Source organism: Shewanella oncorhynchi (genome assembly GCF_012584455.1).
Classification (GTDB): Bacteria; Pseudomonadota; Gammaproteobacteria; order Enterobacterales; family Shewanellaceae; genus Shewanella; species Shewanella oncorhynchi.
Genome location: NZ_JABAEB010000004.1, coordinates 40,312 through 56,717 on the forward strand (window position 1 = coordinate 40,312; position 16,406 = coordinate 56,717).

Genomic DNA, 16,406 nt, shown 5'->3' on the forward strand with positions numbered 1-16,406 from the left:
CTTTATACCTTACGTAGCCGTACTCACAAGTAAATTTGCAGAAACTATTCTGCCAAAAACCATCGAAACTAGAGGTTTTTATGTCTCGTAATATTATGTTAATCCCCATAGGTACAGGAGTCGGCCTGACTTCCTTAAGCCTTGGGATGGTGCGCGCACTGGAGCGCCACGGGGTTAAGGTTCAGTTCTTTAAGCCTATTTCTCAGCTTCGTCCAAACGATAATGGCCCAGAACGCTCGACCACTATTCTGAGCAAATCGCCAACAGTAAATCCCTTAGAGCCCTTCGACATGGCCCATGCCGAAGCCTTAATTCGCGCCGACCAAATCGACGTCTTAATGGAGCAAATCATCGCCCGTGCGGCAGATTGCGCTAGCAACACAGAGACCTTAATTGTCGAAGGTTTAGTGCCAACGCGTAATCATCCCTTCGCCGATGATGTGAACTATGCCATTGCTAAAGCCATGGATGCCGACGTGATTTTTATTGCCACACCAGGCAGTGATACGGCTACAGGGCTAATGAATCGCCTCGAAATCGCCTATAACTCTTGGGGCGGGAAAAAGAATAAACGCTTAATTGGCGCCGTAATTAACAAGATTGGAGCACCCGTTGACGACGAAGGTCGCGCGCGCCCTGACTTATCTGAAGTCTTTGATCACCAAGGTGTTCAACGCTCAGATGCGGCCAGCATGTTCCAACTGCCGGGTAAAAGCCCACTGCGTATCTTAGGCAGCGTGCCCTACAACCTTGATCTTGTCGCTCCTCGTGCGTCGGATTTAGCGAAACATTTAAGTGCACGCATTCTGAATGCTGGTGAAATGCATACTCGTCGTCTGCGTAAAGTAACGTTTTGTGCCCGCAGTATTCCGAATATGGTCACTCATATTAAGACTGACTCCTTGCTTGTAACCTCAGGCGATCGCTCAGATGTGATCGTATCAGCCTGTCTTGCGGCCATGAACGGCGTAAAAATTGGTGCCCTGTTATTAACTGGTAGCTACGAGCCGGAGCCAGAAATTCTTAAGCTGTGTGAACAGGCCTTTGAAACCGGTTTACCTGTGTTCTTAATAGACAGTAACACTTGGCAAACCTCGCTCAACATTCAACGTTTCGACCATGAAGTACCCGTCGATGACGCGGTTCGTATCGATCTGGTGCAGGATTATGTGGCCAGCCACATCGACCAAACGTGGATTGAAAGCGTGACTAAAAACTCACCCCGTGAGCATCGCCTGTCACCACCGGCTTTCCGTTACAAACTCACGGAATTGGCGCGTGCCGCCCACAAGACTGTGGTGCTGCCAGAAGGTGATGAGCCGCGTACCATTAAAGCGGCGGCCATTTGTGCCGAACGCGGTATCGCTCGCTGTGTACTTTTAGGTAAAAAAGATGAAATCCTGCGTATCGCAGCACAGCAAGATGTGGTGCTTGGCGAAGGCGTGATCATTATCGATCCAGAAGAGGTGCGCGACCGTTACGTAGAACCTATGTTGGAACTGCGTCGCAGCAAAGGCTTAACTGAAGTCGTTGCCCGTGAACAGTTAGAAGACAACATGGTGCTCGGCACTATGATGCTGGCGCAAAACGAAGTCGACGGTATCGTTTCTGGTGCGGTTAACACTACAGCCAATACCATTCGCCCACCACTGCAATTGATCAAAACGGCACCGGGCTCAAGCTTAGTTTCATCCATCTTCTTTATGCTGATGCCAGATCAAGTGCTTGTTTACGGTGACTGTGCGATTAACCCAGATCCCAATGCTGAGCAGTTAGCAGATATCGCCATCCAATCGGCGGAATCAGCAAAAGCCTTCGGTATCGAGCCAAGAGTGGCAATGATCAGCTACTCAACTGGCAACTCAGGTACAGGTTCTGATGTGGATAAAGTGCGTGAAGCAACCCGTATTGCCAAAGAAAAACGCCCAGATCTGATTATTGATGGTCCATTGCAATACGATGCGGCAGTCATGCCAAACGTTGCACGCTCTAAGGCACCTAATAGCCCTGTCGCTGGTCAAGCTACCGTTTTCGTGTTCCCAGACCTTAATACAGGCAACACGACTTACAAGGCCGTACAGCGAAGCGCCGATCTGATCAGTATTGGTCCTATGCTGCAAGGTATGCGCAAACCTGTGAACGACTTGTCTCGCGGCGCGTTAGTCGATGACATCGTCTACACTATCGCACTAACGGCAATTCAAGCCGCACAAAACGACGCAGCTAAAGGCTAACAGCATTAAATCTGCATAGCGTTACGCACAAAAAAGCACTGGTTATTACCGGTGCTTTTTTATGCTCAAATTTAGCGTAAACCATACCGTTGATCACAAGAATCGCTTAATGGATAAGTCGAAATTACAAAAGATGAAGAAAAAACGAGAAATATCGAATTATGCAGTGTGAATAAGCTCGGCAAATTGCGAAAAATATCCACAAGTAGAAGTGGAACATAATGGAAAGCAGAAAAGCGTCACTTTTTAACCAGCAAATAAAGCAAGACAATATCAGTGACTTACAAAGTATCACTGAAGTCTTCAACATAGTTTTCCACAGTTTCTGTGGATAACCTTTTTATATGACTCCTAACTATATGCCACACACATGAGGTTTGAGTCAATGCTTTTCACAATAGACAGCGAATCACGACAAGACTTGTACATTACAGCTAAAATCGCGATACTCGGAACAAATTCCAATAACTAAAACTTATGCGAACTCTATTTTTTTTCTCCCTCCTGTTTCTCTTCGGTTGTGGCGATCCCTCAACGCAAGAGCAGCGCCAGTTATCACCGGAAGAAGTGAGCTTAGGCTTTTTTCAAGCGATTTATGTTGATCGTAATGTTGAACAAGCCAAGCAATACGTCGACGATCCCATTAAACAAGTGCTCACCCATTACCACATTGCCGCAGCCGTACAGCGTAATATGCTCGGCCTATCTATGACCAATGTTGAAATGGAAATTGATGATATCGATATCGACTTCTTCCGCAAATTTACCAAAGACGTCATTGTTGTGGTCAAAATGAAAGGTCTTAAAGGTGGTCAACCATGGATTGATGACAGGACCATACGCCTACACAAAATTGGGAGCCAATGGATTATCGTCGAACTTCTGCCTGAAAAGCGCAAAGTTAACGGTTAACCCCCTTTCTTGCCTGCTTTCACCGCGCATACCTTGTCATACAATCATTCTGCTTACTTTCAGCCAAAAAAATAGCAACCTTAGGGTTGCTATTTTTTTGTGCTTGTTCTGTTATTTCCGACTCATAAGTACCGTCAGTTTAATCACTATCGATTAAGCTTGGATCACTTCTTCTTCGCTTTCAGCAGGTAAAGACGTTAGTACATCGTCTTTCACTTGATAATAAGCATTTTCGTATTCATGAACTTCCATAACAACTCCTGCTTGATTGGGTAAGGTCGCAGAGGCTTGCCATTCTATGCTGACATTTTGCCTATGAGGAAAGGGATACATTCCGTGGGCTGGAGTATAACAAAGCAAAAGCCACAATTACAGAAAACTTTCAGTTTTGTATCATCAAGCATAGTGTTTAAGGCTGGTTATCATTTAAATAGCTCACAATCAGTGATTCGACATGAAAGACTTTCACTTTCTACGAGGATATTGAGGCCATGCTGACGCCATTTCATCATTCGCTTTATACACAAAAGCGATTAACAGAAATCGCTTACATAAAATGAATCTAGGGAATGCCATTAGATGTTCAGGGCAGGCTTTATGGTGAAATTTCTATCCTCAAACACTTAGACCAACATCAAGTCAGTAAAGTGATTGAAACCTATGGGCGATCGCAGCTATCTGAGCGATTAAGCTACTGAAGAATAAGTGCTGTGTAATAAGCGACAGTGTCGAAAGCTAAACACCCAACCTAAGCCGACAAAAAAGGCCAGTTAATACTGGCCAGTTAAGCTAAATCAGGCCTAGGCTTGAGTCGATAAGCGGTAGCGAAGCACCTTAAGTGACTTCTCTTCCGACACATCCATAAAGGCTAGCGGATTGGCTAAGCGCTCTATGTATTCGAGTGCAGGTGCAGCTTCCGCTACCTGTTGACGCAGGAAAGTGGTATCGAGTTCAGGTGCATTTAGACACAGTAATACTTCGCCATTCTCGGCAAGCAACTCAGGTAAACGCCTAATTAAACGCACATAATCCTTAGTCGCGACAAAACTGCCCTTTTGATTGCTCGGTGGATCGGCAACAACAATGTCGTAGGGACCGAGCTTTTTCAGTTTGCCCCAAGATTTAAAAATATCATGGCCTAAAAAACGGGCTCCCGCGCTAAAGCCATTAAGCAAATGATTCTGCTTACCTATGCCTAATGCGCCTTTGCTCATGTCCATATTCACAACTTCATCGGCGCCCCCTTGTAATGCGGCGACCGAGAAACCACAGGTATAAGCGAACAAATTAAGCACCTTTTTATAACGGGCGTTTGCTCTCACCCACTCGCGGCCATTGGCCATATCGAGGAAGAGTCCGTGGTTTTGTCCGCGCATTAGGTGCACCTGAAACCGTGCGCCATTTTCGCTAACGATATGCGGCTCAGGCACTTCACCTTGCAATAATTGGGTAAACATCTCCCCCGCACTACGGTATTGGTAGACTAAATTCAATTGGCTATCTGGCCGAATAGCTTGCCAGCGCGCTGCAATCGCCTGTTGGCAGAGGGTTAAATCCGTATCCTCCAAGGGAGTAAAGCTGGTCAGCAATAGTACGGGTGCAAACCAATCTAAACATAGGTGCTCACAACCCACGTAATGCCCACCGCGGCCGTGGAATAACCGCACCGCATCATCACCTAACTCAATTGTCGCTAGCGCTTGTATAAAACTTTGCATCTTCTACTACTTACTCTCAGTTGCACTTGTATTGGCTTCATCGCCATTGGGAATTGAATTTTCCGTGTTACTGGCCAAGAACTTATCTTCAATATCGTCCGATAATAAAATGGCTAACCAATTACCACTCTTACTCGATTCGAGGGCAATTTTAACCACCATAGTCAATGGCACTGACAGCAACATGCCCACAGAACCTAATAACCAGCCCCAGAAAATTAATGATAAAAACACCACTAAGGTCGATAACCCCAGACCGCGCCCCATAAATTTAGGCTCAATGATATTGCCCATCACCATGTTGGCACCCACGTACAAAAGTGCAGTCCCCCCCGCAGCCGCAGGGCCAAGCTGAATAAAGGCCAACAACACCGCAGGAATGGCGGCAATGATAGAACCAATATTGGGAATGTAATTAAACAGGAAAGCAATCACCGCCCATAACATGGCGTAATCCACGCCGATGAAGGTCAACCCAACACCGACGATGATCCCAGTAGCCAAACTCACTAAGGTCTTGATCACCATGTACTGATTCACAGATTGTAAAAAGCGGTCAATCTGCTTTAAGCGCATATCGGGATCGTCCAATGCGAGATGCAATTTCTTTGGCAGCGACTGAGCTTCAAACAGCATAAAGACGATAGTGAGGATGATCAGAAATAAATTCGCCATCACATTGCCGACACCCGATAGCATATTCGTGGTCATAGACAAGGCCATACCAGGGTCAAAATAGGCTAATACCTGATCCTTCGAAATCTGAATATTTAATGCCTGTAATTTATGGATAATCCACGAAAACTGCTCCACCAGCTGATCGCGATATTGGGGCAATTGTTTAGAAAACTCATTGACAGAACTGCCGACGACTGAGGCTAACCATAGGCCCATCAACACAATAAAAACCATCAAGAGGATCACTGCCAGCCATTTAGGCACACGGAACTTTGTCATCAAACCGATTGCAGGATTACAAATCACCGCAAGAAAACTGGACAGCACAAACGGCACCACAATCGGGCTCGCCGCCTTAATCCCTGCCAAAATAATCACTACAAAGGCCATAACCGCAAAGCCACGATAAGCAGCAGAGGGCGCATTAGGTCGAGTCATTTATTAAAAATCCTTCTTGATCTTAGATAAAATTGTTAGGCTAACCCTTGAACCACTTAACCTCAGAAACTTTAGCTTAAGATAGCCATTTGTCATTATGAAACCAGAAACCGCGATTATACGCATTAAAAACTTAAGACTTCGTACTTTTATTGGCATTAAAGAAGATGAAATCCAAAATCGCCAAGACGTGATCATTAATGTCGTGATCCATTATTGTGCCGAACGTGCCCGCAACAGTGACAATGTCGAGGATGCGCTCAATTACCGCACAATTACCAAAAAGATCATTGAACTGATTGAGAATAACCGTTTCTCATTACTCGAAAATCTCACCAGCCAAACGCTGGCCATCGCCAGTGAGCATCCTTGGGTTGAATTTGCCAGTGTCGAAATCGACAAACCCCATGCACTACGCTTTGCCGATTCAGTCTCGATGGAGTTATGTTATCAAAAATAATCTGGCTAAAAATACTCCGACTAAGTGATCGTTGCACACCGCATTTTGGTATATATCCGCAGAGCTTAACCAATTAAGAGAGGTTCCATGAATATACTGATCACCGGCGCAAGCGGCTTTATTGGTCGCCAATTAGTTGAACGACTGGCGCCATATCATCAACTGACGTTATTAACTCGCTCAGTGCAACAAACACAAAAAGTGCTCGGTAATCAGCACCATTACCTCGAGAGTCTCGATGCGCTAAGCGACTTAAATCACATTGATGCCATTGTAAATCTTGCGGGTGAACCCATAGTCGCTAAACGTTGGAGTAAAAACCAGAAGCAGCGCATTTGTGATAGTCGCTGGAATATTACGGCAAGATTAACTCAGTTAATACAACAGAGTAGCACTCCTCCTCAGATCATGGTGAGTGGTTCGGCAGTAGGTTATTACGGGCGGCACGATGATAAATTACTCGATGAGTCTAGTGGCGCCCATGTTGAGTTTAGCCATGACATCTGTCGAAAATGGGAACAAGAGGCGCTAAATGCAACCTCAGAGCACACACGCGTCTGTATTATCCGTATTGGTATCGTGCTAGGCAAAGGTGGTGCCTTAGAGAAAATGTTACCGCCATTTAAACTCGGACTCGGTGGCCCAATTGGCCATGGACGCCAAGGTATGAGCTGGATCCATGTGCAGGATCTCATTTCCCTTATTGATTTTTTACTCACTCAACAACACTGTAAAGGCATATTTAATGCCACTGCACCCAATCCAGTGAGTAACGCTGTGTTTACCAAAGCGCTCGGAAAAGCACTTAATCGCCCAGCGTTAATCACGACCCCACCGCTTGCATTACGCTTAGCGATGGGCGAAATGTCGGAGCTGCTGACGGAAGGGCAATTTGTTTACCCCAAACGTGCCCTCGAAGCGGGTTTTCAGTTTCAATTCAGTGATCTTGATAACGCCTTAACAAACGTGTTAGCCAAATAGGCTAGCACGCTAGAGCCTAAACTCAGCTTAAATATGCTGATAAAATCAGTCGCTAATGCAGGCGGATCTTAGTACTCAAATCCGCTCAACAGCCAGGTATATTGTAACGTCAATCTTGCCATTATTTTAGCAACACTAGAAAAACAAGAATGTAACATCATGATTTATATTATGATTTAGCGACAATCCGTCCATTTTCTGCTAAACTCGCCTTCATTCGGTCATAGGAGGCACGCATTAATCGCCTCAGCCTTGACCACAGATAGACTCAGCAACACCTCATAAATAGACAGTTATTTATGCTCAGGAACAGGCTATTTAATCTGCTGTTCTTGGTCTGTAGACCATAAAACGATACACACTCGCGCCTACTCGTCCTTTAAATTTTTTATCGGATTGACACTGATCTGTCCTCGACATCAAGCGCTTAACATCCAGCATTAGCAGGTACTTAATAACAAGATGGGTTACTTCTCATTGGACATTGTGCCCAATGAAACGCCCGCACTAAGACAGTTTGTAAGGAATTTTCATGCACATGACCTATATGATTGGCGAGCTAGAATCATTTTTAATTGCCATTTTCGTGCTGTTTATCGGCCACTCTATCAATCGCCATGTACGTGTTTTCAGGCAATATAATATCCCCGAACCCATAGTGGGTGGCCTTGTTGTCGCCGCGGGAGTCACATTTCTTCACTTTCAAAATATCAGTCTCGACTTCAGCCTATCACTGCAAAATACCTTAATGCTGATGTTTTTTAGCACAATCGGCCTCTCGGCAAACTACAAACTATTGCTCAGCGGTGGTAAAAAAGTCTTCATCTTTTTAGGTGTGGCCTCAGTGTATATTGTGATTCAAAATGCCGTCGGCGTCAGTTTAGCCAGTCTATTGGGGCTCGATCCCATCATGGGACTTATCGCAGGATCAATTACCCTGTCGGGCGGGCATGGTACCGGCGTTGCTTGGTCACAAACCTTTGCTGAGCGCTACGGTATCAACACCTTAGAGTTTGCTATGGCTGCGGCAACCTTTGGTTTGATCATGGGTGGGATCATCGGTGGCCCCGTCGCGCAGCGATTAATCGGTAAGCATAATCTTGTTTCTCGCTATGGGGTTGGCCGCAAGCATCACAGTGAACATCCACATTTAGTCACTTATGATCACTTAGAAGAAGACCAAGTCACCGCCAAAACCATATTAGAAACTCTGTTTGTGCTGTTGTTGTGTGTTGCAGGATCAAAATGGCTCACGCTGTGGATCAGCCAATCGGGTATTGCATGGCTAAAGATGCCCGACTTTGTATATGCTCTTTTTCTTGGCGTGCTCATCGCTAATCTCACAGAACTCACCCGCGGTTACAAACCCCATACCGAAAGCATCGATGTGATAGGGACTGTCGCGCTGTCTCTCTTCCTCTCAATGGCCTTAATGACTTTAAAGTTATGGGAAATTTTTGATTTAGCGATCCCGCTACTGGTGATTTTACTGGTACAAACCGCAGTGTTGGCCATTTTTGCCTATTTCGTGACGTTCAAAGTCATGGGCAGTAATTACGATGCTGCGGTGATCACTGGTGGCCACTGCGGCTTTGGTATGGGTGCAACCCCAACAGCAGTAATGAATATGGGCGCGCTCGTCTCACGCACAGGGCCATCACCCCAAGCCTTTATGGTAGTACCTATCGTCGGAGCCTTCTTTATCGACATAGTTAACTTAATTGTCTTACAGGGCTATCTGAGCTTTATGAAGTAGTTGTTTATAACTCAATCACTTAAAAAATAGGGCGCCGACTTTGGCGCCCTATTTCATGGTTCAAAATAGTTAAGACTAGAATTCACGCATTAAGCGTTCAGGCCGAGGCAGGTAATAATCATCATAATCAAGGGAGAAAACGACTGAACTTGAACGGCCAACAATCTCATCACGGGGCACGAAGCCAATAACCCGAGAGTCTGCGCTGTTATCACGATTATCACCCAGTGCTAAATAATGCGCATCCGGCACTGTGACAGGTCCAAAATTGGCAAGCCTTGAGGGTACAGGGTTAAGGCGAATACTGTGGACCATACCGAGTAAATTTTCCTGCATTTCTGTCACATCAGCGGGAGCATAAGCACTCAATGCTTGGGATGTGTAGCTAAGCAGTTCACCGTTTAAATACAAGCGATTATCCTGCATCATCACAGTATCGCCTGGCACAGCGATTACCCGCTTAATCAGTTTTTTATCGGCCTTTTTCGAGTCAAATACCACGATATCGCCGCGAGCAGGATCTGCCAGTTTAACTAATGCGATATGCGTAAATGGCACCCTAAGATCATAAGCCATCTTATTAACAAGAATGCGATCGCCCTCGACGATAGTCGGCAGCATAGAACCCGATGGCACAGTATTCCAATCGGCCACCGCGCTCCTGAACACTAGCATTAAACTGATAAACAGAAAAAAGGAGCGATTATCCTTAAGCAGTTTTGTTACTCCTTTGAACATAATATTCCCTCTATGGCATATATAAGCTAGTCGCTGTTCTCAGTTAGATAGACCCATTGCGTTGCACTAAGTTCTGTTGCTACCTGCTTAAGCACAGATCAATTTGTAAGCCGATGTAAAAAGCATATTCAATTCAAGTGCAGCAGAATCAACCCCATAACAAAAAAGCACTGAGCTTATGTCGCATCAGTGCTTTTAATGTTGGCTCAGCTTGTTGTCTTAATAAGCTTTATGTTTTAGCCCATCAACAGAGTTCACAAACCGCCCTAGCTCCCAGCCTTTAATAGCTCAGAGCAAGATTGGCTGAGCAATTGTCGACAACGCCAACCCCCTAGTAAGGCGACGATTAAGGCTCCAGAAACAGGGGCAATACCCCACCAAGGCCAGTGCATGTATACATTAAGCTCAAATACTTGAGTTTTAAGTAGATATAATGCAAATTCGGCCACAATTACGGCTAACACACCCGCAATACCGCCAAGTAAGGCGAACTCTAAACCCGTTGCACTGCGCAATAACCATCCTGAAGCACCAAAGGTACGTAACACCGCCAGTTCACGTTGCCGAGTTGCCATGCCAGCCTCAGTCTGTGCAATCAAGACTAAGGCACTGGCTAATAACACTAAGGCCAGCACTAAAGACAAGGACAGCGACACTTGCTCAATTATCTGCCGTAACTGCCCCACCATAGCGCCAACATCTATGATAGATATCGTCGGAAATTGCTGAATAAGCGCAAGGATCACTGCATCCTTAGGCGTACCATCAGCATTCATAGTCTTATCGTTAGTCGCCTGATCATTCAGATAAAAACTCGCCATCGAGGTATAAGCAAAAGGCGCGAGCGCTTCTTGAGTGAAAATCATAAAGAAGTTCGGTTGCAGCGTTTCCCAGTGTACGGCACGAATACTGGCAACTTTAACTGTGAGCTCTTGATTATCAATCACGTAAGTCAGCTTATCGCCAAGACCAATACCTAGACGCTCCGCCACGCCGGACTCCACCGACACTTCATCAGCGGCTTGATTAAAATGCCCCTCTAACAGTTCGTTGTTAGCAGGCAGTGTATTGCGCCACGTTAGGTTTAACTCGCGCGAAATGCCCACTCTTCCCTTTTCACCCGCTTCTGACTGTTCATTCGAAATCAGCGCTTCACCGTTAATTTGAGTTAATCGGCCACGGATCACCGGATAAATATCTGTCGCCACTATCCCCTTCGCCGTCATGAAATCATTCAAGGGCTTTGCATCATCAGGCGCAATATTGACAAGGAAATAATTAGGCGCATTTTCGGGCAACTGTTTTTGCCATTCGTTAAGTAAATCTTGTCTTAACGCCAAAATCGTCAATAACAGTACCAGTGCAGCGCTAAAGCCAACCAATTGCACCGCATTTTGCCGCGCACGACGCCTTAGCCCCGCCAGCGCTAATTGCAAAGGATTGGTAGTCTTCATACCAACACTGTGTCCTGCTCGTATCATCACAAATCCAAGCAGACTTAATAGCACAGCCAGCAATAGCACAGCCGCGACCACAGTCAGAGTCAAAGTCCAACTTTGGGAATACAAATAGCCCAATAGCGCCATAGCCCCTAGACTCAGTAGCAAATGCAGCCACATACCAAGCTGTAAGCCTTCTAACTGGCGCTGCAACACCCGCAGTGGCGGAATAGCCAGTAAACGCATCAATGGATAAGCCGAAAACATAAAGGCGCTGATGAGCCCTGTGCTGATGCCGAGTAATAATGGTCGTGTGAGTGGCGGTGAATAGGCCGCAATTTCGGGTGGCAATAGATAACTGATCCCAAAATCGAGTAACCCTCCCCCAATAAGACCTAGACCAATTCCCAGTAGCGTTACCAACAATAAATGAGTACCAAACAACAGGCGAATTTGCTTTGCCGAGGCGCCAAAGGTTTTCAGCATGGCCACCACATCGTAATGGCGCTGACAATAACGCTGGGCGGCAATACCTATCGCCGCGCAGGCCAATGCAATGCCCATCAAACTTGCCAGCAGTAAGAAGCGCTCCGCTCGCTTAACGGCTCCCGCAATCGGCGAGTCACCGGATTGCACATCGACCCAACGCTGGGTACTATTCAAAAGCAGTTTAACACTTTGTTCAAAGGCCGTAAGCGAGGCTTCATCTCCGGCAAATTGATACAGATAAGTCACGCGACTGCCCGGTTGAATAACACCTGTTTTGGCGACATCCTCCATCCGCATCAATACCACAGGCGATGAAGCAAAAGGATTAAAACCTGCGTCGGGTAAGCGGCTGATCTCATTGCTGAGCACAAATTCACTGTTACCTAGTTCGATGGATTTGGGATAACCCAAAAGTCCGCCTAAGCGAGTCTCAAACCAGATTTCGCCCGCTTGAGGTAACGCCTTGGTTTTACCGCTGGTGAGTTCAATATCGCCCTTAAGCGGGTAACCCGACTCTACGGCGCGTACTGTGACTAACTGAAACTTATCTCCCGAATAGACCATGGAATTAAATTGCATGTTAGTCACATGCTTAAGCCCAAGCGCTTCGGCTTTGGATAAAATCGCCGCATCAATTTTAACAGGTGAATCGATAATACGGTCAGCAGCAATAAACTGTGACGCTTGACCACTAATTGCCACTTGCAGACGTTCACTCACCCGCGCTAAGCCACTCACAGACAAAACCGCGAGCGTAATAGCGAGGATAATCAATAACAATTGTCCTTGCTGTAACTCGCGTTTAAACAGGCGCCATGCCAGACTTAACTCCATTATTAAGCCTCCTTAACATCAGCTAGCAGTTCTGTTTGAGTGATATCTTCCTGTAAATGGCCGTTATCCATCACCAGTTGACGCTCACACCGCTTGGCCAGCAGCAGATCATGGGTAACAAGGACTAAGGTTGTATGGCTTTCTTGATTAAGCTCAAACAACATATCGGCAATCTTATGGCCGTTGACGCTGTCTAAATTGCCAGTTGGTTCATCGGCAAACAAAACTGTAGGCTCACAAATAAAAGCGCGGGCAATCGCCACCCTTTGCTGTTCACCACCCGAAAGCTGTTTGGGTAAATGGGTCAAGCGATGGGATAAACCAACACGCACCAACATGGCCTGCGCTTTTTCCTTGGCATTACTCACGCCCGCAAGCTCGGCGGGTAACATGACGTTCTCGAGCGCAGTTAAGGTATCAACTAACATAAAGGATTGAAAAATAAAGCTGACCTTCTGTTTACGCAGTGCCGCTTTTTGCTCTTCATTCAGTGGTGATAATGCCACACCATCAAGCCAAATCTCCCCCGACGTAGGCGTATCAAGCGCCGCAAGCAATCCCAATAAGGTGGATTTGCCTGAACCTGATGGGCCGAGAATGGCCACACTCTCACCTTGCTTGACATCTAAGTTAATGCCCTTGAGGATAGTGAGCATTCCTTCCTGAGTAATCACTGATTTTTCGAGGTTAACAACATTAATGGCACTGTTTTTTAAGATGACGTTAGACATAGGATCCTTCTTATATAAATCGTTCTGGTATCAATCGCTAAGATTAAAATCAATGGCGAAGACCCTAGGGGCATTCATCCTACTGAGTGTACTCATGGTCACGCCCGCTCACGCGGCAAAGATACTGATCCTCGGCGATAGCTTAGGCGCTAGCTACGGCATGGCAGAACAGTCAGGCTGGGTAGCACTACTGCAAAAAAATCTGCCCGAACATCAGTTTACCAATGGCTCAATGAGCGGCGAAACCACAGCGGGTGGCCTACGCCGATTACCCGCCTTGCTCGATTCTGTTGCTCCCGATCTTGTGGTCGTTGAGCTAGGAGGTAATGATGGTTTACGTGGATTCCCCCCAACGCAACTCGAAAATAATCTAATCCAAATCATTACCCTAGCCAAAGATAGCGGCGCAAAAGTGCTGCTGACCGAGATCATGGTACCGCCTAACTATGGCCCTCGCTATACCCAAAAGTTCACCCAAGTGTATCAAGACATATCTAAAACCCAGGATATAGTGTTGATCCCCTTCTTTATGCAGGATATCGCGCCCCATCCAGAATTAATGCAAAGGGATGGCATTCATCCCAACGAAAAGGCGCAAGCTCAGATTGCGGCTTGGATGCAACCATGGATAGAAAATGCGTTAACCCAATAAAATAGCTGCTATTTTAAGCTAACGAACCGCTTACTTAGCTAAACTCATGTTCAACGGATAAAAACGTGTTCTAACGCAAGATTCACCCTATAGATAAACAGTAAAATTCGTGTTAGCAAATGGTTAACTCAAACAAGGAGTCAATATGTCCCTTAGCCATCAGCAAAAAGTGTACATACCCAAGGAAGCCCGTACCAATCAATACATCACAGCCGAAATCAAGGTGACGGATGAGCTACTCAATCAATATCCCGATTATCAAAGCTGTTATCAAACGTTAAGCCGTTTGATATTTAATTTGGCAGAACAACACGATCTCCGTAATGTTCACGTGATCACTAACGATAAACTGCCAGTAGTGCGTTACCATACCGAAGCGTATTGCTTCCAAACCACTGAACAAATTCTATTTTTTTATAACCCAGCCTACCACGAAGCCCAAAACTTATTCTCGCAAGAAAACTATCGCGCCCGTAAACTGCGCATTGTGTTTCTCGCCACAGGTGACGATATTCGCAGTAATTCCGCCAGTTTCCATATCAAGGTACGTGAGTTGCTCACTGAATTAATGCCCTTAATGCCAATAAGCGATCTTAAGGTTAAGGTCCGCGACCATCAGCATTTATCCTATGATCTGTTCGCAAAAGCTAAGGGCTATAAAGAAACCTATGGTTATAAACTGCGCGCCATCGGCCCAAGATATAAAGCCAGAAAATGTGAGTTACCAGAAAACGTTAGCTCTCTTACCTATGTAACGGTGAGCTTGCCGCTGAGTCGCAAACTCAAACAGGGTTTATTACCTGACTCAGCCACTGACTTTACGCCTTTATATCAGCATCTTGAAGACTGCTTCCTCAAAGCGGCAGCTAATAGACAACTGACACGCCTTGCTATGATAGCGAACGGCTTAACACCACTTGTGCGTAACAGTAAGTTTGAAAAGCTCGACAGCAAAGCCGAAGTACAAATGATAGGGTTCGATCCTAATGCGACTGAGCAACAAGTTATCCGTCGCTGGGATGCCGATAACTTAGTCGAAGCCGCGCACTTTACCATAGTGGCAGGTACTAAGGACTGTGACGATTCGGGTTTCGGTCGCTTTATGAACAATGTTGAAACAGCTCTGAAGGCCTTCGCAGCCGACATAGGTGTCGATCCGGAGCGTGAAGATCTCATCGTACGTTTCCATCAACATATCAGCTATCAAATCTAACCCACTTCGGTATTAGCCGCGAAAGCTCAGCAAATGAAAACGCCTGCAAATGCAGGCGTTTTTACTTTTATTCACCAATAGACAGAATTACATAGGACGATTTTTTTCTATGAGGCGATTGAAAATAGCGTTCACAGACAAAGAAGCACCGTGGGCAATTTTATCGGCAAGTTTCTTTCTCACCTGATAACGTATCTTGTACACAGTACGCTCTGTGGCAAGTGACATTATCACATCATCGCTGGTCGAAATCGCATCAACTAAACCTAATTCAATGGCTTGCTGACCGTACCAATGCTCGCCAGTGGCGACTTTCAGTAAATCCAACTCAGGGCGATACTTACCAACAAACGCTTTAAATAAGACGTGGGTTTCTTCGAGTTCTTCTTGAAACTTCTGTCTTCCCTCATCGGAGTTTTCACCAAATACTGTCAAGGTGCGCTTAAAATTACCAGCCGTATGTTGCTCATAATCAATTTCATGCTTTTTCAGCAGGCGATTAAAGTTAGGCAGTTGAGCAACAACACCAATAGAACCGACAATGGCAAAAGGTGCTGCATAAATTTTATTCGCTACACAGGCCATCATATAGCCACCACTGGCGGCGACTTTATCAACACAGACAGTCAATGGAATATCAGCTTGGCGTAAGCGATCTAACTGGCTGGAGGCTAAACCATAACCATGCACCATACCACCGCCACTCTCTACATTGACAACCACTTCATCGCCTTTTTCTGCGATAGCAATAATTGCACTGATTTCTTCACGCAGTGATGCAACCTCAGCGGCATCGATACTGCCCTTAAAATCAATCACGAACACTTTGCCCGTGCAGGCTTCATCTGCGGCCTTGTCTTTTGCCTTTTCGTCAGCTTTTAATTGCTTTTCATAGGCTTTGAATTGTTTCTTTGACAGAAGTTCTTCTTTTAAGCCATGCTTAAGTTCTTCTAGCTCTTCAGACAAGTTAGTGATCCTCAGCTCGCCCTTATCTGACTTGTGTTTTACAGTGGAAGCCAACACCACAATAATAACGGCAACGATTGCGACCACTATTGTGACGGCTTTCGCCAAAAACATTCCATACTCGTATAAAAATTCCAAAGTGTTCTCCGTTAGGGCGTTACATCATT

14 protein-coding genes are annotated in these 16,406 nt (G+C 45.7%); 8 read left to right on the plus strand and 6 right to left on the minus strand.

All coding sequences use genetic code 11. The annotated features are described in order from the left end of the window. The first annotated feature begins 80 nt into the window (after positions 1–80). From pta to HGO26_RS22460, 3 genes are all read left to right on the plus strand, one after another. Complete coding sequence (gene pta, locus HGO26_RS06955) at positions 81–2,234, plus strand: phosphate acetyltransferase (protein ID WP_028760976.1); 2,154 nt, start codon at positions 81–83, stop codon at positions 2,232–2,234. A 477-nt stretch (positions 2,235–2,711) separates the two neighbouring features. After that, entirely contained in the window at positions 2,712–3,146 is a 435-nt protein-coding gene (locus HGO26_RS06960; RefSeq protein ID WP_028760977.1) for a hypothetical protein, read from the plus strand. 569 nt (positions 3,147–3,715) lie between these two features. Further along, positions 3,716–3,844: a hypothetical protein gene (locus HGO26_RS22460; protein WP_263206196.1), complete on the plus strand. Its 129-nt coding sequence runs from the start codon at positions 3,716–3,718 to the stop codon at positions 3,842–3,844. 102 nt (positions 3,845–3,946) lie between these two features. On the opposite strand, the gene HGO26_RS06965 is transcribed toward HGO26_RS22460, so the two are convergent. Together HGO26_RS06965 and HGO26_RS06970 are read right to left on the minus strand one after the other, a co-directional pair. Then, positions 3,947–4,864 (minus strand): class I SAM-dependent methyltransferase, encoded by a 918-nt coding sequence (locus HGO26_RS06965; protein WP_168824163.1) that lies wholly within the window; start codon positions 4,862–4,864, stop codon positions 3,947–3,949. Between the two features lie 6 nt (positions 4,865–4,870). Continuing rightward, positions 4,871–5,980: an AI-2E family transporter gene (locus HGO26_RS06970; protein ID WP_168824165.1), complete on the minus strand. Its 1,110-nt coding sequence runs from the start codon at positions 5,978–5,980 to the stop codon at positions 4,871–4,873. Between the two features lie 97 nt (positions 5,981–6,077). Between HGO26_RS06970 and folX the strand changes: the two genes are divergently transcribed. The 3 genes from folX (at position 6,078) to gltS (ending at position 9,177) form a co-directional block, all read left to right on the plus strand. After that, a complete protein-coding gene (folX, locus tag HGO26_RS06975; protein ID WP_006082167.1) occupies positions 6,078–6,440 on the plus strand; it encodes a dihydroneopterin triphosphate 2'-epimerase in 363 nt (120 codons plus the stop codon). Between the two features lie 87 nt (positions 6,441–6,527). Next, positions 6,528–7,421, plus strand: coding sequence for a TIGR01777 family oxidoreductase (locus HGO26_RS06980; RefSeq protein ID WP_168824167.1), 894 nt, complete (start codon positions 6,528–6,530; stop codon positions 7,419–7,421). A 532-nt stretch (positions 7,422–7,953) separates the two neighbouring features. Then, positions 7,954–9,177 carry a sodium/glutamate symporter gene (gene gltS, locus HGO26_RS06985; RefSeq protein WP_168824169.1) on the plus strand — a complete coding sequence of 408 codons (1,224 nt, stop codon included), beginning with the start codon at positions 7,954–7,956 and terminating at the stop codon, positions 9,175–9,177. A gap of 75 nt (positions 9,178–9,252) precedes the next feature. On the opposite strand, the gene lepB is transcribed toward gltS, so the two are convergent. The 3 genes from lepB to HGO26_RS07000 form a co-directional block, all read right to left on the minus strand. Next, the gene (gene lepB, locus HGO26_RS06990) at positions 9,253–9,915 is read right to left on the minus strand and encodes a signal peptidase I (protein ID WP_168824172.1); all 663 of its coding nucleotides are present in this window, start codon (positions 9,913–9,915) and stop codon (positions 9,253–9,255) included. Positions 9,916–10,181: 266 nt separating this feature from the next. After that, positions 10,182–12,677 (minus strand): ABC transporter permease, encoded by a 2,496-nt coding sequence (locus HGO26_RS06995; RefSeq protein ID WP_168824174.1) that lies wholly within the window; start codon positions 12,675–12,677, stop codon positions 10,182–10,184. Between the two features lie 2 nt (positions 12,678–12,679). Continuing rightward, positions 12,680–13,408, minus strand: a complete 729-nt coding sequence (locus HGO26_RS07000) for an ABC transporter ATP-binding protein (RefSeq protein ID WP_168824176.1) — start codon at positions 13,406–13,408, stop codon at positions 12,680–12,682. Between the two features lie 52 nt (positions 13,409–13,460). Here HGO26_RS07000 and HGO26_RS07005 point away from each other — a divergent pair, with 52 nt between their 5' ends. Next, positions 13,461–14,060: an arylesterase gene (locus HGO26_RS07005; protein ID WP_168824178.1), complete on the plus strand. Its 600-nt coding sequence runs from the start codon at positions 13,461–13,463 to the stop codon at positions 14,058–14,060. 145 nt (positions 14,061–14,205) lie between these two features. Further along, positions 14,206–15,273, plus strand: a complete 1,068-nt coding sequence (locus HGO26_RS07010) for a DUF3083 family protein (protein WP_028760986.1) — start codon at positions 14,206–14,208, stop codon at positions 15,271–15,273. 87 nt (positions 15,274–15,360) lie between these two features. Here HGO26_RS07010 and sohB read toward each other — a convergent pair whose 3' ends face one another. Further along, entirely contained in the window at positions 15,361–16,377 is a 1,017-nt protein-coding gene (gene sohB, locus HGO26_RS07015; RefSeq protein WP_168824180.1) for a protease SohB, read from the minus strand. Positions 16,378–16,406: the final 29 nt, after the last annotated feature.